This is a genomic window from Kitasatospora sp. NPDC004745 (assembly GCF_042873275.1).
Taxonomy (GTDB): Bacteria; Actinomycetota; Actinomycetes; order Streptomycetales; family Streptomycetaceae; genus Kitasatospora.
In genome coordinates this window covers 385,642-404,343 of record NZ_JBIALK010000002.1, presented here as the reverse complement: position 1 = coordinate 404,343, position 18,702 = coordinate 385,642, and the positions used below count along the sequence as shown (strand labels likewise).

Annotated in this window: 17 protein-coding genes and 1 riboswitch; of the genes, 11 read left to right on the top strand and 6 right to left on the bottom strand. The window is 76.5% G+C overall.

The features are described from left to right. The first annotated feature begins 147 nt into the window (after positions 1-147). Entirely contained in the window at positions 148-1,044 is an 897-nt protein-coding gene (locus ACFYUY_RS05425) for a hypothetical protein (RefSeq protein WP_387898167.1), read from the top strand. A 111-nt stretch (positions 1,045-1,155) separates the two neighbouring features. Here ACFYUY_RS05425 and ACFYUY_RS05420 read toward each other — a convergent pair whose 3' ends face one another. From ACFYUY_RS05420 to ACFYUY_RS05410, 3 genes are all read right to left on the bottom strand, one after another. Then, entirely contained in the window at positions 1,156-2,217 is a 1,062-nt protein-coding gene (locus ACFYUY_RS05420) for a prenyltransferase (protein WP_387898165.1), read from the bottom strand. Next, positions 2,214-2,948, bottom strand: a complete 735-nt coding sequence (locus tag ACFYUY_RS05415) for a class I SAM-dependent methyltransferase (protein ID WP_360214532.1) — start codon at positions 2,946-2,948, stop codon at positions 2,214-2,216. Before ACFYUY_RS05415 ends, ACFYUY_RS05420 begins: the two co-directional genes overlap by 4 nt. A gap of 125 nt (positions 2,949-3,073) precedes the next feature. Beyond that, complete coding sequence (locus ACFYUY_RS05410) at positions 3,074-4,384, bottom strand: glycosyltransferase family 4 protein (RefSeq protein ID WP_387898162.1); 1,311 nt, start codon at positions 4,382-4,384, stop codon at positions 3,074-3,076. Positions 4,385-4,605: 221 nt separating this feature from the next. Here ACFYUY_RS05410 and ACFYUY_RS05405 point away from each other — a divergent pair, with 221 nt between their 5' ends. The 6 genes from ACFYUY_RS05405 to ACFYUY_RS05380 all read left to right on the top strand — a co-directional run bounded on the left by ACFYUY_RS05405 (position 4,606) and on the right by ACFYUY_RS05380 (position 11,274). Further along, on the top strand, positions 4,606-5,235 hold the full coding sequence (locus tag ACFYUY_RS05405) for a TetR family transcriptional regulator (protein WP_360214528.1): 630 nt from the start codon (positions 4,606-4,608) through the stop codon (positions 5,233-5,235). Positions 5,236-5,370: 135 nt separating this feature from the next. Further along, positions 5,371-5,445, top strand: a riboswitch (cobalamin riboswitch). 117 nt (positions 5,446-5,562) lie between these two features. Then, positions 5,563-6,804 (top strand): prenyltransferase/squalene oxidase repeat-containing protein, encoded by a 1,242-nt coding sequence (locus ACFYUY_RS05400; protein WP_360214526.1) that lies wholly within the window; start codon positions 5,563-5,565, stop codon positions 6,802-6,804. Positions 6,805-6,896: 92 nt separating this feature from the next. Beyond that, positions 6,897-7,538 (top strand): SCO2322 family protein, encoded by a 642-nt coding sequence (locus ACFYUY_RS05395; protein ID WP_387898660.1) that lies wholly within the window; start codon positions 6,897-6,899, stop codon positions 7,536-7,538. Positions 7,539-7,619: 81 nt separating this feature from the next. Then, the gene (locus ACFYUY_RS05390; protein ID WP_387898159.1) at positions 7,620-8,723 is read left to right on the top strand and encodes an energy-coupling factor transporter transmembrane protein EcfT; all 1,104 of its coding nucleotides are present in this window, start codon (positions 7,620-7,622) and stop codon (positions 8,721-8,723) included. Beyond that, positions 8,720-10,321 carry an ABC transporter ATP-binding protein gene (locus ACFYUY_RS05385; RefSeq protein ID WP_387898156.1) on the top strand — a complete coding sequence of 534 codons (1,602 nt, stop codon included), beginning with the start codon at positions 8,720-8,722 and terminating at the stop codon, positions 10,319-10,321. Before ACFYUY_RS05390 ends, ACFYUY_RS05385 begins: the two co-directional genes overlap by 4 nt. A gap of 74 nt (positions 10,322-10,395) precedes the next feature. Further along, positions 10,396-11,274, top strand: a complete 879-nt coding sequence (locus ACFYUY_RS05380; RefSeq protein ID WP_387898153.1) for an ECF transporter S component — start codon at positions 10,396-10,398, stop codon at positions 11,272-11,274. Between the two features lie 57 nt (positions 11,275-11,331). Here ACFYUY_RS05380 and ACFYUY_RS05375 read toward each other — a convergent pair whose 3' ends face one another. Continuing rightward, on the bottom strand, positions 11,332-12,087 hold the full coding sequence (locus ACFYUY_RS05375) for an SDR family NAD(P)-dependent oxidoreductase (RefSeq protein ID WP_387898151.1): 756 nt from the start codon (positions 12,085-12,087) through the stop codon (positions 11,332-11,334). An 89-nt stretch (positions 12,088-12,176) separates the two neighbouring features. Between ACFYUY_RS05375 and ACFYUY_RS05370 the strand changes: the two genes are divergently transcribed. From ACFYUY_RS05370 to ACFYUY_RS05360, 3 genes are all read left to right on the top strand, one after another. Further along, positions 12,177-13,127, top strand: a complete 951-nt coding sequence (locus ACFYUY_RS05370) for a helix-turn-helix transcriptional regulator (RefSeq protein ID WP_360214516.1) — start codon at positions 12,177-12,179, stop codon at positions 13,125-13,127. Positions 13,128-13,404: 277 nt separating this feature from the next. Further along, positions 13,405-16,221, top strand: coding sequence for a glycoside hydrolase family 3 C-terminal domain-containing protein (locus ACFYUY_RS05365; RefSeq protein ID WP_387898147.1), 2,817 nt, complete (start codon positions 13,405-13,407; stop codon positions 16,219-16,221). A 151-nt stretch (positions 16,222-16,372) separates the two neighbouring features. Next, positions 16,373-17,251, top strand: coding sequence for a LysR family transcriptional regulator (locus ACFYUY_RS05360; protein ID WP_387898144.1), 879 nt, complete (start codon positions 16,373-16,375; stop codon positions 17,249-17,251). A gap of 76 nt (positions 17,252-17,327) precedes the next feature. Here the strand turns inward: ACFYUY_RS05360 and ACFYUY_RS05355 are convergent, their stop codons facing one another. Then, positions 17,328-17,651, bottom strand: a complete 324-nt coding sequence (locus tag ACFYUY_RS05355; RefSeq protein WP_360214510.1) for an antibiotic biosynthesis monooxygenase — start codon at positions 17,649-17,651, stop codon at positions 17,328-17,330. A gap of 90 nt (positions 17,652-17,741) precedes the next feature. Continuing rightward, positions 17,742-18,152, bottom strand: coding sequence for a cupin domain-containing protein (locus ACFYUY_RS05350; RefSeq protein WP_387898141.1), 411 nt, complete (start codon positions 18,150-18,152; stop codon positions 17,742-17,744). A 63-nt stretch (positions 18,153-18,215) separates the two neighbouring features. Between ACFYUY_RS05350 and ACFYUY_RS05345 the strand changes: the two genes are divergently transcribed. Continuing rightward, on the top strand, positions 18,216-18,692 hold the full coding sequence (locus tag ACFYUY_RS05345) for a MarR family winged helix-turn-helix transcriptional regulator (protein ID WP_360214506.1): 477 nt from the start codon (positions 18,216-18,218) through the stop codon (positions 18,690-18,692). The last annotated feature ends 10 nt before the right edge of the window (positions 18,693-18,702 follow it).

Genomic DNA, 18,702 nt, shown 5'->3' with positions numbered 1-18,702 from the left:
CCGTTTGCAACGACTTCGCCCCATTACCGGTCCCGCCGTGCGCCGGCGGCGCGGTTGGGCCTAGGCTTCTGGTCCGTTCGGGAGTTTCGGCCGGTCAGCCCGACCGCACGAACCGCCGACCACGACACGTCAACGAGGGGAACGTTAGTGAATCTGCGCGCTCTCACCAGGGGAGACGCCGCCGTCGCAGGCGCGGCCGTCCTGCTCTTCATCGCCTCCTTCCTGCCCTACTGGACCGTGGACTGCAGCGGCCGGTACTGCGGCGACACGTCGCAGAACGCGTGGAGCACCCAGCTGTTCCCCATCCTGCCCTCGATCTACCTGCTCGGCATCGCCGCCGCGGTGCTGATCCTGCTGCAGCGGTTCCAGGGCCCGGCCGCGGCCGGCCGCCAGGTGCTCGGCCTCCGGCTGGACCAGTGGGGCATCGCGTTCGCCGTCACCGCGCTGTGGACGGCGCTGTGGTCGCTGGGTGGCGGTCCGTCGGGTTCCGGCTTCGGTCACGGCTTCGGCGCCTGGCTCGGCCTGATCTCGCTGATCGTGCTGGCGGGTGCGGCCGCGGCCGCGCCGCTGGTGCCGGCGCTGAAGGCCCCGCTGGTCACCGACCGCCCGGCCGCCGTGCCGTACCAGGGCTACCCGGCCCCGGGCCAGCCCGGTCAGCCCGGTCAGCCCGGTCAGTACGGCTACCCGGGCCCGGGCCAGGACCCGAACCAGGCCCCGGCGTACGGCGCCCAGCCCGGCGGCTACGGCTACCCGGCCGGTGCGGCCGCCGGCCAGCCGCAGGACGCGGCCGCCCCGGCCCCGCAGCCCGTCCCGGCCGCGCAGGCGCAGCCGGCCCCGGCGGCCGACTTCGCGCCGTTCTGGTTCGCCGTGCCGGCCCCGCGCCCGCTGGCCCCGAAGGACAACCCGGTCGGTGCCCCGATCGGTGAGCTGGTGCCCGGTACCTGGTACCTGGCGGTCGAGCAGCGCGGCTCCGCGCTGGTCGCCCAGCTGGCCGACGGCAGCCTCGGCCTGCTGGCCGACACCGCGGGCATCCAGCGCGGCTGACGCCCCGGCGGTACGGCGAAGGGGCGGGACCGGATCTCTCCGGTCCCGCCCCTTCGCGCTGTCACGTCCCTTCGCCGTCCCGCCCCTTCGGGCCGGCCCGGCGCGGGCGGGTCAGCAGCAGTCCCGGACCACCAGCCCGGCGGGCAGCTGCTCGCCGCCGAAGACCGCGACGGTCGCCGGGTCACCGCCGAGCGCGGCGACCGCGAGCAGCAGTGCGCCGGCCGTCCAGGTGGTGCGCTCCTCCGGCCAGATGGCGTCGTCCTCGAAGACGTACCCCGTCCAGTACGAGCCGTCCTCGTGCCGCAGGTGCTCCTGGATCCAGCGCAGGATGTCCACCGCGCGGTCGGACTGGCCGATCGCCCAGAGCGCCAGGGCCAGTTCGGCGCTCTCCCCGCCGGTCACCCAGGGGCGGTCGCTGACGCAGCGCACGCCGAGGCCGGGGACGACGAAGCGGTCCCACTCCCGGTCGATGCGCTCGACCGCCGCGTCGCCGCGCAGGCCCGTGCCGAGGACCGGGTAGTACCAGTCCATCGAGTAGCGGTCCTTGTCGAGGAAGCGCTCGGGGTGGTGCGCCACGGCGTGCCCCAGCCGGCCGGTCGCGAGCTCCCAGTCCGGCTGCGGCTCCTCCAGGTACTCGGCGATGGCCAGGCCGCAGCGCAGCGCGTGCAGGATGCTGGACGAACCGGTGAGCAGCGCCTCGTCGGTGGCGGTGCCGTCCTCGTCGAGGCGCCAGGCGATCGGGCCGCCGGGCAGCCGCAGGCCGACGATGAAGTCCAGGGCGCGCCGGACGACCGGCCAGATCCACTCCAGGAAGGCGTCGTCGCCGGTGCTGAGGTGGTGGTGCCAGACGCCGACGGCCACGTAGGCGCAGAAGTTGGTCTCCTTGGCGTGGTCGGTGACCACGCCGTCGGTGTAGGCGGCGTACCAGGAGCCGTCCGGGTTCTGGCTGGCGGCGAGCCAGCGGTAGGCGGCCTCGGCGGCGGCGTGCTCGCCGGCGGTGTCGAGGGCCATGGCGGCCTCGGTGTGGTCCCAGGGGTCCAGGTGGTGGCCGGCGAACCAGGGTATGGCACCGTCGGGGCGCTGTTCGGCGAGGATGCTGCGGACGGTGCCGGCCGCCTGCTCGGCGTCGAGCACCCCCTCGAGCAGCAGCACCTCGGGGACGGCCGCGGTCATGCGCCCGCCCTCCGCGGCTTCGAGGCGTACGCGACGAAGCTCTTGCCGATGACCGGGTTGAGGGCCCGCTCGGCGGCCTTGGTGAGGGTGCTGATCACCGGGGTGCCGACGATGTCCCAGACCAGCAGCTGGTGGTAGGCCTTGACCGGCAGCGCCTTGTCGTTGTCCACGCCGACGGCGCACTTGATCCACCAGTACGGCGAGTGCAGCGCGTGCGCGTGGTGGGTGCCGTACGGCTCCAGGCCGGCGTCCTTGAGCTTGCCGAGCAGTTCGTCGCCGCGGTAGATCCGGATGTGGCCGCCCTCGACCTCGTGGTACTCGTCGGACAGCGCCCAGCAGATCTTCTCGGGCAGCCAGCGCGGCACGGTGACGGCGAGCAGGCCGCCGGGCTTGAGGACCCGGAACATCTCGTTGAGCACGCCCTTGTCATCGGGTATGTGCTCCATCACCTCGGAGATGATGATCTTGTCGAAGTACTCGTCCTCGAACGGCAGCGCCAGCGCGTTGCCCTCCATCGCGACCGCCGACGCACCCTCGGGGGCCTCGCCGGCCTGCTCCATCGCGGCGAACCACTTCTTGACCTCGGCGATCTCCTCGGTGTTCTGGTCGAGGGCGATCACGTTGGCGCCGCGGCGGTAGCACTCGAACGCGTGCCGGCCCCCGCCGCAGCCCAGGTCGAGCACCCGGTCGCCGGGGGCGAGCGGGAAGCGCGAGAAATCGACGGTCAGCACTGCAGGGCTCCCATTCCTTTTGCTACCAAGCGGACTTGACGCCGCGTCAGAACGATTCGCGCCGGGCCGGCGGCCGGGTGGGTCGGGGCCGCCGGAGCGCGCCCGGGCCGGCCGGGGCGGGTGGCTCAGGGCACGTAGCGCCAGCCCGGCCCCGAACGGGCCCGGGCCCCGGCCCCGGTGGCGATGGCCGCGCGGTAGGCCTCGGCGGTCAGCTCGGCGGCCCGCTCCCAGGTGAACCGGGCCAGCACCCGCTCGCGGCCGGCGCCGCCGAGCCGCCCGCGCAGCTCCGGGTCGTCCAGCAGCCGTCCGAGCGCCGCCGCCAGCCCGTCCGCCTCGCCCGGCGGCACGGCCAGGCAGGTGCGCCCGTCCGGGCCGGCCACCTCGGGGATCGCGCCGCCGGTGGTGGCCACCAGCGGGGTCCCGGTGGCCATCGCCTCGGCGGCGGGCAGCGAGAAGCCCTCGTACAGCGACGGCACGCAGGCCACCTCGGCCGAGCGGTAGAGGTCCACCAGCTCCCGGTCGGTGAGGCCGCTGCGGAACTCGATGTGCTCGGCCAGTCCGAAGCGGCGCACCGCCTCGGCCACCGGGCCGTCGTCCTTCTGCGGCTTGCCGACCACCACCAGGTGCGCGGGGCGCTCGGTGCGCACCTTGGCGAGCGCCTCGACCAGGAACACCAGCCCCTTCAGCGGGACGTCGGCGCTGGAGGTGGTGACGATCCGGCCCGGCACCCGCTCGACCGCGTCCGAGGGCGACCACAGCCGGGTGTCGGCGCCGATCGGCACCACCGAGATCGCACCGGGCGCAACGCCCAGGTGCTCGGCGATCTCGCGCTGCGAGCTGCCGGAGACGGTGATCACGTGCTCCAGGCGGGCGGCGACCCGGCGCTGCATCCGGGTGAAGGCGTACCAGCGGCGCAGCGACAGCCGGCGCAGCCGGGTGCCGGCCGCGTCCAGCTCCAACTGCCGGTCCACGGTGATCGGGTGGTGGATCGTGGTGACCAGCGGGAAGCCGTGCCGGGCCAGGCCGAGCAGGCCGTAGCCGAGGGTCTGGTTGTCGTGCACCACGTCGTAGCGGCCCTTGTGCCGGGCCAGGTACTGCCGGGCGCGCAGCGAGAAGGTCAGCGGCTCGGGGAAGCCGCCGGTGCGCATGGTGGCGAACTCCAGGACGTCCACCGGGCCGCGGAACTCCCCGCGGGCCGGCGTGCGGAACGGGTCGTCGGCGCGGTAGAGGTCCAGGCTGGGGAGTTCGACCAGGCGCACCGAACCGGGGCCCTCGACCTCGTCCAGCACCGGGAAGGGCTGGGCCCCGATCACGTCCACGTGGTGGCCGAGCCTGGCCAGCTCGCGCGACAGGTGCCGGACGTACACGCCCTGACCGCCACAGAAGGGGTCCCCGCGGTACGACAGCAGGGCAATCCGCAGCGGCTGCGCGGTCATCCTCGGGCCCTCATCTCTAGCTGCTATCTGTGCTGCTGGTCGCTAAAGTAGATCAGGTTTCAGTGGGTGTGGAACTCGTCATCGACCATGTGAACAATGAGAGACCTCGAAGATACCGGCCCGTAGCTTTCCCTCAGGAGCCAGGGCTGGTGATTCCCGCCACGCCGGACCATGCCGACCTTGTGGAGCACACCGCCACCCACGCGCCCCGGGAGCACTCCTTGCCGCCTCCGACCACCTCCACGAGCCCCGCCGCACCGCCGCCCGCACCGCCCGGTGAGCCGTCGCTGACCGCGCGCCAGGCCGAGCGCCGCCGGCGGATCCTGCGGGCCGCCACCGCCCTGGCCGCCCGGGGCGGGTACGAGGCCGTACAGATGCGGGAGGTCGCGGAGAGCGCCCAGGTCGCCCTCGGCACGCTCTACCGGTACTTCCCGTCCAAGGTCCACCTGCTGGTCGCCGTCATGCTGGAGCAGCTGCAGGGCCTCCAGGAACACATCCGGCGGCACCCGCCGACCGACCTCGAACCGGCCCCCCGGGTCGCCGACACGCTCACCCGGGCCTTCCACGCCCTGCAGCGCGAGCCCCTGCTCGCCGAGGCGATGGTCCGGGCGCTGTCCTTCGCGGACCGCTCCGTCGGTGCCGAGGTGGACCAGGTCAGCTCCGCCACCGGACAGCTCATCCTGGACGCCATCGGCCAGTCCGGGCCACCCAGCGACAGCCAGCGCGCGGCCGTCCGGGTGATCGAGCACACCTGGCACTCGGCCCTGGTCGCCTGGCTCTCCGGCCGCGCCTCGATCGCCGAGGTCCGCGCCGACCTGCAGACCGCGGCCCGGCTGCTCACCCTGCCCTGAACCGGGCCCCGACTGGAACCTGTTCCTCCCCGGGCGGCACCCCGGCGGGCTGCCCCGGACGGGCCCTGAGCCCGGCGGCGGACCCCAGGGCTTAGAGTCGACGGGCAGCACAACTCCATCCCGCCCCTCCCGCGGGGGAAGCCGGTGCGAATCCGGCGCTGACCCCGCAACCGTGAGTCCGGAGCCGCCGCGGCCCCGGCGAGTCGGACCGCCCGCGGAGGGGCGAGCGGCCAGTCCGGGCCCGCCACCGCGCACCGCCCGGCACCGTCGAGGACTACGGAACGGCCCCCGGGGCCACCACCGCTCACCGAAAGGCACCACTCCACCATGCTCACCGCCGCCCGCCTGGGCGCCGCCGCCCTGTCCGCCGCGCTGCTCACCGGCGCCGCCGCCGCACCGGCCCTCGCCGACAGCCCCGCGCCGACCACCGCGGTCGTCCCCGACGGCCTGTACGGCAAGGGCGACCCGACGTACGACGGCGTCTGGCGGCAGTCGCTCGCGCTCACCGCCCTCGCGGCGGCCAAGGTCACCCCGGCGGCGTCCGCGGTCGGCTGGCTCACCGGGCAGCAGTGCGAGGACGGCGGCTGGCCCTCCTACCGGGCCGCCGGCGCGGCCTGCGACGCCAAGACCGAGGACAGCAACGCCACCGCCGTCGCCGTCCAGGCCCTGGTCGCGCTCGGCGGGCACCAGGACGCCGTCGACAAGGGCGTCCAGTGGCTCAAGGCCAACCAGAACGCGGACGGCAGCTGGGCCTACAACCCGGGCAGCCCCGGCGACGCCAACTCCACCGGCCTCGCCGTCAACGCCCTGTTCGCCGCCAAGGCCGACCCGGCGGCCGTCGCCAAGGCCGGCCGGAACGCCTTCGACGGGCTCGCCCTCTACCAGCTCGGCTGCGCCGCGCCCGCCGACCAGCGCGGCGCCTTCGCCTACCAGCCCGACCCGGCCACCGGCGCCCTCGCGCCCAACGCCCTCGCCAGCGGCCAGGCCTCGCTCGCCGCCGCCGGCGGCCACCTCCCGGTCGCCACCACCGCCCGCGCCGACGCCGCGCCCAAGGCCCTCGGCTGCCCCGACGGCGCCCCCGCCGCGCCCGTCGCCCACGCCGACTCGGGCGAGGCCGCCGCCGCGTACCTGAGCGCCCAGCTCACCGCCGGCGGCGACCACCTCTCGCTCACCACCCCCGGCGCCCCGGCCACCCCCGACTACACCGCCACCGCCTGGGCCGCCCTCGGCCTGATCCAGAGCGGCCACCCGCAGCAGGCCACCGGCGCCGTCGACTGGCTCGGCAAGGAGGGCGCCACCTGGACGAAGGGCGGCACCGACGCCGGCGCCACCGCCACGCTCCTGCTGGTCACCCAGGCCGCCCAGCGCGACACCGCCGCGCTGACCGCCCAGCTCACCGCCCTCGGCCCGGCCCCCGCGGCCACCGCGAGCCCGGCGGCCGCCGCCACCCAGCCGGCGAAGAAGAGCGACGGCTTCGGCCAGTACTGGCTGATCATCGTCGGCCTGCTGATCGGCGTCGGCGGCGGCCTGGTGCTCAGCCTCCAGCGCAAGCGCGGCGCCAGGCCGTGACCCCCCGCACCACCGGCCCCGCCGGGGGCGGCCCGGCGGGCTCCCCCCGGACGGGCCCCGGGGCCCGTCCGGGCCGGCGGCCCCGCACCGCCCTGCCGCTCGCCCCGCTGCTGCTCGCCCCGCTGCTGGGCGCGCTGCTGCTGGTCGCCACCGCCGCGCCCGCCGAGGCCGCCGGGTACCGGTACTGGTCGTTCTGGCGCGCCACCGACACCGGCTGGGCCTACCAGCAGCAGGGGCCGGCGGTGTCGGTCCCCCCGGACGGAGCGGTGGACGGCTGGCGCTTCGCCGTCAGCCCGGACGGCGGCCGCGACGCCGCCCGGCCGCGTGCGGCCACGGGCTTCGCCGCCGTCTGCGCGGACACCCCGGCCCAGGAGGGCCGCAAGCGGGTCGCCGTGGTGCTGGACTTCGGCACCGCCGCCGACGCCGGCTCCACCGAGGCGCCGCCCGAGCAGCGCACGGCGTGTGCCGCCGTCGCCCCGAACGCCACCTCGGCCGAGGTGCTGGCCGCCGTCGCCCCGCCGCTGCGGTACGACACCAACGGCCTGCTCTGCGCCATCGCCGGCTACCCCAGGGCCGGGTGCGGCGAGCAGCTCGGCGGCGCGGCCGCGGCGGGCGGCCCGGCCGACGGCGGGGGCCACGGCGGGCCGGACCTCGGCCTGATCGCCGGCGGAGCGCTGGTCGCCGTCCTGGCCGGCGGCGCCGTCTGGCAGACCCGCCGCCGCCGCTCCTCCTGATCCCCCGAACCGAACCACAGCGAACCGAACCGCAACGACCCGAACCGGCCCGCCCGCCCCGATCCCGACCTGGACTGATCCGTGCGCCCAGCCCGCAGCACCCGACCCCCCACCGGCCCCCGTCAACTGCACCCCGGGGCCTGGTGGCTGTGGGCGCTCGGGCTGGGCGCCGCGGCGACCCGCACCACCAACCCGGCGATCCTGCTGCTGCTCGCCGCCGTCGCCGGGTACGTGGTGGCGGCCCGGCGCGGCGACGCGCCCTGGTCCCGTTCGTACGGCGCGTTCCTGCGCCTGGGCCTGCTGGTGCTGGGCATCCGGCTGGTGTTCGCGATCCTCCTCGGCTCGCCCGTCCCCGGGACGCACGTCCTGTTCACCCTGCCCGAGGTACCGCTCCCGGCCTGGGCGCAGGGGGTGCGGATCGGCGGCCGGGTGACCGTCGAGGGGCTGCTCGCGGCGCTGTACGACGGCCTGCGGCTGGCCACCCTGCTGGTCTGCGTCGGCGCCGCCAACGCCCTGGCCAGCCCGGCGCGCCTGCTGCGCACCCTGCCCGGGGCGCTGTACGAGGCGGGTGTCGCGGTCGTGGTGGCGATGACCTTCGCGCCCAACCTGGTCGCGGACGTGCGCCGGCTGCGCGCCGCCCGCCGGCTGCGCGGCCGCAGCGACAAGGGCGTCGCCGCCGTGCTCAAGGTCGGACTGCCCGTCCTGGAGGGCGCGCTGGAGCGCTCGGTGGCGCTGGCCGCCGCGATGGACACCCGCGGCTTCGGCCGCACCGCCGACGTCCCGCGCCGCCTCGCCCGGGCGACGGCCGCACTCACCCTGGCCGGCCTGCTCGGGGTCTGCCTGGCCGCGTACGGGCTGCTCACCGCCGGGGGCGCCGGCTGGGCGCTGCCGGTCCTGCTGCTCGGCCTGGCGGCCGCCTTCACCGGGCTGCTGCTGGGAGGCCGACGGTCCGTCAGGACCCGCTACCGGCCCGACCCCTGGGCGCTGCCCGAGTGGCTGACCGCAGGCTCCGGCGCCGCCGTCGCCGCGCTCACCGTCCACCTCTCCTCCGTCGATCCCGCCGCCTTCGCCCCCACCGTCGTCCCGCCGACCGTCCCCGCGCTGCCGCTGGCCGCCGTCCTGGCCGTACTCCTGGGCCTGGTACCGGCGTTCGCCACCCCGACCCCGCCCCGGAGGGCCTCGTGATCACCTTCGAGCAGGTCTCCGTCCAGTACGCGGACGCCGCCGAGCCGGCCCTGAGCGGCGTCGACCTGACCGTGCCCGAGGGCGAACTGTGCCTGCTGGTCGGCCCGTCGGGCTCCGGCAAGTCCACCCTGCTGGGGGCGGTCAGCGGCCTCGTCCCGCACTTCACCGGCGGCGTCCTGCACGGCCGGGTCACCGTCGGCGGCCGGGACACCCGCGAACACCGGCCCCGCGACCTCGCCGACCTGGTCGGCACCGTCGGACAGGACCCGCTGGCGCACTTCGTCACCGACACCGTCGAGGACGAACTCGCCTACGGCATGGAGTCGCTGGGCCTGCCCGCCGACGTGATGCGGCGCCGGGTCGAGGAGACCCTCGACCTGCTCGGCCTCGCCGACCTGCGCGACCGCGCCCTCGCCTCGCTCTCCGGCGGCCAGCAGCAGCGCGTCGCGATCGGCTCGGTGCTCACCGTGCACCCCCGCGTCCTGGTCCTCGACGAACCCACCTCGGCGCTCGACCCGGGTGCGGCCGAGGAGGTGCTCGCCGTCCTGCAACGGCTGGTGCACGACCTGGGCACCACCGTGCTGATGGCCGAACACCGGCTGGAACGGGTCGTCCAGTACGCCGACCAGGTGCTGCTGCTGACCCCGGGCTCCCCGCCCGTCCTCGGCGGACCGGCGGAGGTGATGGCGCACTCGCCGGTGCACCCGCCGGTGGTCGGCCTCGGCCGGCTCGCGGGCTGGCGGCCGCTGCCGCTGTCCGTCCGCGACGCCCGCCGCAAGGCCGGCCCGCTGCGCGAACGCCTCGACGGCCGCCACCCGGCCACCGCCGGCACCCCGACCGGCACCCCGGTCGCCACCGTCGAGCGCCTCGCCGTGCGACGCGGCCCCGTCCAGGCCCTGCGCGGGGTCGACCTCACGCTGCGCCCCGCCGAGATCACCGCCCTGATGGGCCGCAACGGCGCCGGCAAGTCCACCCTGCTGGGCGGCCTGGTCGGCCTGCACGCGCCCGCCTCCGGCAGCGTCCGGGTCGGCGGCCGCACCCCGCACCGCACCCGGCCCGCCGAGCTGGTCCGCGAGGTCGGCCTCGTCCCCCAGGACCCGCGCGACCTGCTGTACGGCGAGAGCGTCGCCGCCGAGTGCGCCGCGGCCGACGGCGACGCGGGTGCCGACCCCGGCACCTGCCGCGCCCTGGTCGAGCGCCTGCTCCCGGGGATCCCCGACACCGCCCACCCGCGCGACCTCTCCGAGGGCCAGCGGCTCACCCTGGCCCTGGCCGTGGTGCTCACCGCCCGGCCCCCGCTGCTGCTCCTCGACGAGCCGACCCGCGGCCTCGACTACGCCGCCAAGGCCCGGCTGGTGGAGATCCTGCGCGACCTCGCCGCCGACGGCCACGCCGTCCTGCTGGCCACCCACGACGTCGAGCTCGCCGCCGAACTCGCCCACCGCACGGTGATCCTGGCCGAGGGCGAGGTCGTCGCGGACGGGCCGACCGCGGAGGTCGTGGTCTCCTCCCCCGCCTTCGCCCCGCAGGTCGCCAAGGTGCTGGCGCCCGGCCCGTGGCTCACCGTGCGGCAGGTCGCGGAGGCGCTGAGCTCATGAGCCGCCCCGACCCGGGCCCGCCCCGCCCGAACCGCCCGGAAGCCCACCGCCCGGAGCCCCGACCCCCGGCACCCGTGCGCCCGGAGCCCGGGCAGCCCGAGGCGGCCCGCACCCGCACGCTCGCCCGGCCCGTCCCGCTCGGCCGCCGCTCCGTCACGACCCTGCTGCTGGTCTCCGCGGTCGGCGTCGCCGGCTTCGGCTGGCCGCTGCTCGCCGCCACCGACTCCGCCCTGGTCGGGCACTCCGCCGACGCCCCCTGGCTGTTCGCACTGCTGCTGCCGCTGCTGCTCGCCGTCGTCGTCGCCCAGATCTCCGAGGGCCGCACGGCCGGCGGCGGGGCCCCCGGACTGGACGCCAAGTCCGTGGCCCTGCTGGGCGTGCTGGCCGCGACCGGCGCGGCCCTGCGCCCGCTCGGCGCGGGCACGGCGGGCCTGGAGCCGATGTTCTTCCTGATGGTGCTCTCCGGCCGGGTGCTCGGGCCGGGCTTCGGCTTCGTCCTCGGCGCGCTGTCGATGTTCGCGTCCGCGCTGCTGACCGGCGGCGTCGGGCCGTGGCTGCCGTTCCAGATGCTCGCCATGGGCTGGGTCTGTCTCGGTGCGGGCCTGCTGCCCGGCCCGGCCACCCTGCGCGGCCGGCGCGAACTCTGGCTGCTCGCGGTCTACGGCGCCCTCGCCGCCGTCCTGTACGGCACCGTCATGAACCTCCAGGGCTGGCCCTACATCGCGGGGCTGTCCGGCTCCATCTCGTTCGTCCCCGGCGACCCGGTCTCCGCCAACCTGGTCCGCTTCGCGGCCTACTGCCTCACCACCTCCCTCGGGTGGGACCTCCCCAGGGCGGCCCTCACCGTCGTGCTGTGCCTCACCCTCGGCACGCCCGTGCTGCGCGCCCTGCGCCGCGCCACCCGCCGCGCCGCCTTCGACGCCCCGGTGTCCTTCCGCCCGCCGGGCGGGTGAGGCCGCACCCGGGGCGGGCCCGCCGGCCACCGGCCCGTACGCGCGCCGCCGGCGCCGTCAGGTGTCGCGCAGCAGCCGGTACGCCGTCGGGGGGTGCAGCCGGAGCAGGGCCAGCAGCGTGCGGGCGGCACCGATCGGGATGGTCGGGCGGCCCCGGCGGATGCCCTCCAGCAGGGCGGCGGCCGCCGTTGCGGCCGGGATCTTGCGGACGGCGCCGTCCCGGCCGGCCGTCATGGGCGTGTCGACCAGCGGCAGGACCGCCTCCTGGACCCGGATCCACGGGGTGGACTCCTCGGCCTGGTAGCGCAGCGACCGCAGCAGGGTGTGCACGGCGGCCTTGGTGGCGCAGTAGACCGGGGCGGAGCGCTTGGGGGCGTAGGCCAGTCCGGAGGTGACGGCGACGAAGGCCGCGGGCTCGGCGCCACCGCCGGCGGCCAGGTGGGGCCAGGCCGCGGCGGCCAGTTCCACCACCGAGCGGAGGTTGACCTCGATCTCCTCGGCGGTCCGGTCGAGGACGGCGGCGCTCGGGCCGCCGGTGAGGTCGACGAGGTGCTGCACGCCCGCGTTGGCGACGACCACGTCGAGCCCGCCGAGCGCGGCCGCCGCCCGGTCCACCACCCGGACGGCCTCGCCGCGGCGCCCGAGGTCGGCGGCGAGGGCCGTCACCCCCTCCGCCGGCGGCGCGCCGCCCTCCACGACCCGGCGGCCGCAGACCGCCACCCGCGCACCCGCCGCCGTCAGTTCCGCCGCCAGGGCCAGTCCGACCCCGCTGGTGCCGCCGGTGACCAGGACGCGTCTTCCGTTCACGTTCATGCCCCCACGATGGCCTCCCCGGCCGGTCCGCATTTGTACCATCGCGCCATGCCGCACGCCTGGCCGCTCCGCCCGGCGGGGCCCGACCGGTGACCCGCACCGTCAGCCCCGAGCTGGCCGCCGCCGCCCTGCACGGGGTGCTCCGGCACGGCCGGGGCCCGCTCGCGCCCTCCGCCGGCACCGTCCGGGCGCTGCTCGCCGAGGGCGCACCGGTGCCCGAGGGCCTGCACCGCGAGCTGCTCGGCGCCCTGTACTCCTGCGGGCCGGCCGCCGTGCTCGACGCCGCGCGCCGGCTGTTCGAGCGCCCCCGGGACGCCCGGCTGCGGGCGCTGCTCTGCGCCGCCGACGTCGCCGACCTGCTCGCCCGGGCGAGCCTGGCCGAACCGTGGCTGCACGCCGGCCACCGGACGAGCACCCTGCTGCGACCCGGCCGCCTGACCGTCGAGCACCTGCCCTACCTCGGGCGTCGCCCGGCCGTGGCCGAGACGGTCTTCGTCTGCGCCCTGCACGCCGCCGGGGTGGGGGCGGTGGTCGACGGCCCGGTGCGCGTCACCCTGCTCGGGGCGGCCTCGACGGCCCTTCCGGCGGACGCCCCCTGGCGGCCCGGCGGGGCCCCGGAGATCCACGGGTGGCGACTGGAGTGGTCGGACCGGCCCGCCCCCACCGCTGCGCCCACCCCCGGGCCGCGGGCCGGACGGGCCCTGGTGGACGCGGCCCGCGCCCGGTTCGCCCGGGAGCCGGCCGCGGCCTGGCGCGTCGCCGCGCTGGCCGGCGAGCTCGCGGTGGCGCCGCGCTCGCTGCAGCGGGCCTTCGCCCGGGCGGGCACCAGCTTCCAGGCGGAGCTCGCGGCCGTGCGCCTGGACGTGGCGGGCCATCTGATCCGCCGCACCCGGCTCCCGCTGGCCGAGATCGCGGCCGCCGCCGGGTTCACCGACCACCCGCACCTGACCCGCCGGTTCCGCGCGCACCACGGATGCACCCCGACGGAGTTCCGCCACCGCGGTCCCGCCGCCGAACGTCGCGCGCCGCAGTCGGGGTGACGCCCCGCCGGGCGTCCCGAAACCCGATCGCCCCCGCCCTCGGCGGACGGGGGGCACACGAAGGGCGCCCACCGCGGAAGCCCTCCGCTCCCGCCGACCTGCACGACACACCCCCGCACGACGTGTAACCAGGTGTTCACCATGGGTAAGTTTGACAGACAGTCACATTTTCTCGGCCGCCCCACACGGCCGCAGTTCATCGATCGGTGTCGCCATGCGTCGAACCTCCTCCTGGACGCGAACCCTCCGCCTCGGCCTCGGTGGCTGTCTCCTCACGGTGACCACCGCCTCCGGAACCACCACCGCGGTCGCCGCCCCCGCCCCCGCCCCCACCACACCCCCCACCACCCCCAGGACCGCCACCGCGGCCTCCCCGGAACAACGGGTCGAGGCCCTGCTCGCCCAACTGACCACCGACGAGAAGGCCCGGCTGCTGCTGGGCGTCACCGCGCCGGACGACGCCCACTCGGTGGGCTACGTCGAGGGCGTGCCCCGGCTCGGGATCCCCCCGCTGCTGCTCTCCGACGGCCCGGCCGGCGTCCGGGACGGCCTGCCGGCGACCGCGCTGCCCGCGCCGGTCGCCCTGGCCGCCGCCTTCGACCCCGCCCTGGCCACCACCTACGGCACCGTCCTGGGCCGCGAGGCACGGGCCCGCGGCTACCAGGTGCTCTACGCCCCGATGGTGAACATCGTGCGCGTCCCGCAGGGCGGCCGGAACTTCGAGACGCTCGGCGAGGACCCGTTCCTGGCCTCCCGGGTCGCGGCCGCCGAGGTGCGCGGCATCCAGTCCCAGGGCGTCGCGGCGCAGGTCAAGCACTACGCGGCGAACAACCAGGAGGACAACCGGCAGTCGTACAGCTCCGAGGTCGACGAGCGGACGCTGACCGAGATCGAGCTGCCGGCCTTCCGGGCGGCCGTCCGGGACGGCCGTGCCTGGTCGGCGATGTGCGGCTACAACCCGGTCGAGGGCGTCTGGGCCTGCGAGAACTTCCCGCTGCTGCGCGACGTGCTGAAGGGCCGCTGGGGCTTCGACGGGGTCGTCGGCTCCGACTACCCCGCCACCCACTCCTCGGTGAACGCCGCTGCGGCCGGACTGGACCAGGAGTTCGGCGGCTCCACCTGGTTCACCGACCTGCCCGCCGCCGTGGCCGACGGCCGGCTCGCCCCGGCGGTCCTGGACGACCAGGTGCGCCGGGTGCTGCGGCTGATGGTCCGCACCGGGGCCCTGGACGGCGGCCAGGCACCCGCCGCCGATCCGGCCGCCGGGGCCCGCGACGCCCGGACGGCCGCCGCGGCCGGAACGGTCCTGCTGCGCAACCAGGGCGCGGCACTGCCCCTGGACGCCTCCCGGCTGCACTCGATCGCGGTCATCGGGCCGTGGGCCGACCGCAGCTACACCGGCGGCTACGGCTCCTCGCACGTCACCCCCTACGACGGCTACACGGTGACGCCCCGCCAGGGGATCGCCGCCAGGGCCGGCGCCGGGGTCCAGGTGCGCTACCACAAGGGTGACGACGCCGGCGCCGCCGCCTCGGTGGCCGCCGGGGCGGACGTCGCGGTGGTCGTGGTCGGGGACGAGGAGACCGAGGGCGCCGACCGCGGTTCGCTGGACCTCGCGCCGGCGGACGACGCCCTGATCCGGGCCGTCGCCAAGGCCAACCCCCGGACGGTGGTGGTGCTCGACACCGGCGGCCCCGTCACCATGCCCTGGCTGGACTCCGTCCCCGCGGTCGTCGAGGCCTGGTACCCGGGCGAACAGAGCGGCACCGCGCTCGCCGACGTGCTGTTCGGCGACGTCGACCCCGGCGGCCGGCTGCCCGTCACCTTCCCCACCTCGGCCGCGGCCACGCCGATCCGCGACGCGTCGCAGTACCCCGGCACCGACGGCGCCTACCACTACACCGAGGGGCTCGACGTCGGCTACCGCTGGTACGACGCCTCCGGGACCCCGCCGCTGTTCCCCTTCGGGTACGGCCTGTCCTACACCTCCTTCGGCTACTCCGGGCTCACCGTGACGGGCCCGGACGCCGCAGGCCGGGTCCGGGTCGGCTTCGACGTCACCAACCGGGGCACCCGGACCGGCACCGAGGTCCCGCAGCTGTACGTCGCCTTCCCGTCCGCCGCCGGGGAGCCGCCGCAACAGCTCAAGGGCTTCGACAAGGTCACCCTGGCGCCCGGCCGTTCGACCCACGTGGAGCTGCGGCTGGAGCGCCCGGACTTCTCGGTCTGGGACTCCGGGGTGCACGGCTGGCAGGTGCCCGGCGGCCGGTACGGCCTCACCGTCGGGTCCTCCTCCCGGGCCCCGCGGCTGCAGGGTGCGGTCGAGGTGCCGGGCTCCCCGGCCGTCTCCACCTGGTCCGGCCGGATCACCGGCGCCGACGGGTCCTGCCTGGACGCCGAGGTCGCCGCGGCGGACCCGGACGAGGCGGTGCGGTCGGCCGGTTGCGCGGGCACCGCGGCCCAGGACGCCACCGTCGGCTCCGACGGCGGCATCGCGTTCCCGGGCGGCTGCCTCACCCCGGCCGGCACCGCCGACGGCTCCGCGGTGCGCCTGCGGGACTGCACCGGCGGCGCCGGCCAGGAGTGGCGGCTCCGCCCGGACGCCTCGCTGTTCCAGCCCGCCTCCGGCCGCTGCCTGGCCGCCGCCGACGGCCGGCTGCTCCTGCGGGACTGCTCGGGAGCCGCCGACCAGCGCTGGAACACCCCCCGGCCGAGCGGCCCGGTGACCGGCATCGCCGGCCAGTGCATGGACGTCATCCGCGCCGCGACCGTCAACGGCACCACCGTCCAGCTCTACCACTGCAACTCCACCGGCGCCCAGGACTGGACCGTCCAGCAGGACGGCTCGCTGCACGCCTTCGGCAAGTGCCTGGACGTCACCAACGGCTGGACCGCGGCCGGGACACCGGTCCAGCTGTACGAGTGCAACGGCACCGGAGCCCAGCACTGGCAGCCGCGCCCGGACGGCACCCTCGTCAACCCGCTCTCCGGCCGCTGTCTGGACGCCCGCGACGGCAGCAGCGCCGACTGGACCCGGCTGCAGATCTGGGACTGCCACGGCGGGGCCAACCAGCGCTGGATCCTGCCCTCCTGAGCCGCCCCGCACCGCACCGCCCCGGACCCGGCCCCCGCGCCGGGCCCGGGGCGGTGCGGTGGTGACGATCCGTCGTACCCGTACGCGACCACGCGTCCCACCCGTACGCTGTCCCGCGGAACGAGCAGCAAGGACGTTCGAGGGGTGCCGGGTGGAATTCCGTCAGTTGCGCGTCTTCGAGGCCGTCGTGGCCCACCGGACCGTCACCGGCGCGGCCGTGGCGCTCGGCCTCGCACCCTCCTCGGTGTCCGAGCAGATCCGGACGCTGGAACGGAGCCTGGGCACCGAGCTGTTCGACCGGGCCCCGCGCGGAATGGCCCTCACCGCCGCCGGCGAACGGCTGCTGCCCTGGTCCCGCCGCCTGCTCGACCAGGCCGACCAGGCGCGCCGGGAGGTGGCCACCGCCCGCCCCCGGCTGCGGCTCGGCGCCCTGGAGACCGTCGCGGCGACCCACGTGCCCGCCGTGCTGGCCCGCCTCGCCGAGCGCCGGCCCGACCTGGCGGTCTCACTGCACACCGGCACCGCCCGGGACGGCCTGCTGGGCGGCGTCGCCGCCGGGGCCCTGGAGGCGGCGCTCGTCCTGGACACCGCGGGCCCGCTCGGCGAACTCGGCTTCTACCTGCCGCCCGCCCCGCTCGACCACCTGGACCTGTGCGACGTCCCGCTCTCGCTGGTCGCCGCGCCGGCCCACCCGCTCGGCCGCGCCGGCGGCCTCCACCGCGAGGACCTGCGCGGCCGGCACCTGCTGGTGGACTCCCCCGCCTGCTCCTTCCGGCTCGCCGGGGAGCGCCTGCTCGGCAACGACGTCGAGCGCGTCCGCACCGGCGGTGTCGCCGTCACCCGCGCCTGCGCGGAACAGGGCCTCGGGATCGCCCTGCTCCCCGACTTCGCGGTCCGGGAGCAGCTCGCCTCGGGCACCCTGGTCCGGCTCCCCCTGGAGGTGCCGGGGCTCCGGCTGCGGCTGGTCTGGCGCGCCGACCGCGAGCCCGTCCCCGGCCTGCGCGAGGCCCTCCGCCCCGCCGCCGCGTGACGGCGCCCGACGGGGCGTCCCGCCGCACACGACGGCGCGCCCCGGAACCCCGGGACGCGCCGCCACCGCCGTCGGATCAGCCCTTCGGGCCCGCCGACTGGACGACGTCGAAGGACCAGAGGGTGGAGCCGGAGGCCGCGGGGCGCTTGGGCGCCTCGCCCTCGCCGCCGTTCTGGTGGGCCGACTTCATCGGGCCCTCCATCCAGGCCTGGAAGGACTCCTCGTCACGCCAGCGGGTGTAGACGAGGTAGCTGTCGGTGCCCTCGACCGGGCGGAGCAGCTCGAACCACTCGAAGCCGTCGGAGCCCTCGACCGAACCGGCGCGGGAGGCGAAGCGCTTCTCCAGCACCTCGCGCTGCTCGGCGGGAACGGTCAGTACGTTGATCTTGACTACGCTCATGGCTCCATCCTGCCCCACCGAACAGCGCACGGAACGGAGCGGTGCCCCGAAGCGGTCGGCGGCCCGGAGGCGCACCGCCCGGGCGGCGGCTCAGGCGATCCAGGCCGGGAGGACCCGCTCGGCGTCGCGCGGGGCCATCGCGCAGGCGCCCTCGGGGGTGACGGCGTCGGGGTTGTAGGCGTGGGCCGGGGAGGGGCCGGCGACGACGGCGGTGAAGCCGTCGGCGGTGGTGAACTGCCGGGCGGTGTCGGCCGGGAGGACCAGGGTGTCGCCGGCCGCGACGGTGACCGGGCCCTCGACGAGGTCGACGGTGGCGGAGCCGGTGAGGAGGGTCCAGACCTGCTCGACGTCCATGGCGTGCAGCGGGCCGGTGCCGCCGGCGCGCATGTCGACGCGCCACAGGGCGAGGCCGGTCGAGCCCTGGGTGGGCGAGGCGTAGGTGGTCATGACGGCGTTGGGGGTCTCGGTGCGGCGGGCTTCGGCGTGACGGATGACGGGCATGGCTGAGGAATCCCCCTAAGATGGTCAATGGCGTTGTCTATATGGTCAATGAGGTTGTCTATCGTGTCAAGTGAACCCGCCCCGCCCGGCTTCGAGCTGCCGCTGCGCCTGCTGTCCGCGTTCCGCACGATCATCGACGAGCTGCACGAACGCATCGCCCGCGAGGGCCACCCCGACCTGCGCCCGACGCACGGCTTCGTCTTCCAGGCGATCGGCCCGGACGGCACCACCGCCGTCGAGCTCGGCCGCCGCCTCGGCGTCTCCAAGCAGGCCGCCGGCAAGACCGTCGAGCACCTGGAGCAGCTCGGCTACGTCGAACGCGCCGCGGACCCGGCCGACGCCCGCCGCAAGGTGGTCCGCCTCACCGCCCGGGGCGTCGACTGCCTGGTCCGCTCGGCCCGGATCTTCGACGAGCTGCGCGCCGAGTGGTCCGCCGCCCTCGGCGAGGAGCGGCTGCGCGAGCTGGAGGCCGGCCTGCGGCTGCTCGCCCCCGGCGACCCGTTCCGCCTCGACACCGCCCGGTGGTTCGGGGGCCCCTGACGGGCGCCCA

Bases quoted from the DNA above. Each gene is read 5' to 3' on its own strand.
- ACFYUY_RS05420 (WP_387898165.1), bottom strand. From the start codon at position 2,217: ATGACCGCGGCCGTCCCCGAGGTGCTGCTGCTCGAGGGGGTGCTCGAC.
- ACFYUY_RS05375 (WP_387898151.1), bottom strand. From the start codon at position 12,087: ATGAACGTGAACGGAAGACGCGTCCTGGTCACCGGCGGCACCAGCGGG.
- ACFYUY_RS05350 (WP_387898141.1), bottom strand. From the start codon at position 18,152: ATGCCCGTCATCCGTCACGCCGAAGCCCGCCGCACCGAGACCCCCAAC.
- ACFYUY_RS05355 (WP_360214510.1), bottom strand. From the start codon at position 17,651: ATGAGCGTAGTCAAGATCAACGTACTGACCGTTCCCGCCGAGCAGCGC.
- ACFYUY_RS05410 (WP_387898162.1), bottom strand. From the start codon at position 4,384: ATGACCGCGCAGCCGCTGCGGATTGCCCTGCTGTCGTACCGCGGGGAC.
- ACFYUY_RS05400 (WP_360214526.1), top strand. From the start codon at position 5,563: ATGCTCACCGCCGCCCGCCTGGGCGCCGCCGCCCTGTCCGCCGCGCTG.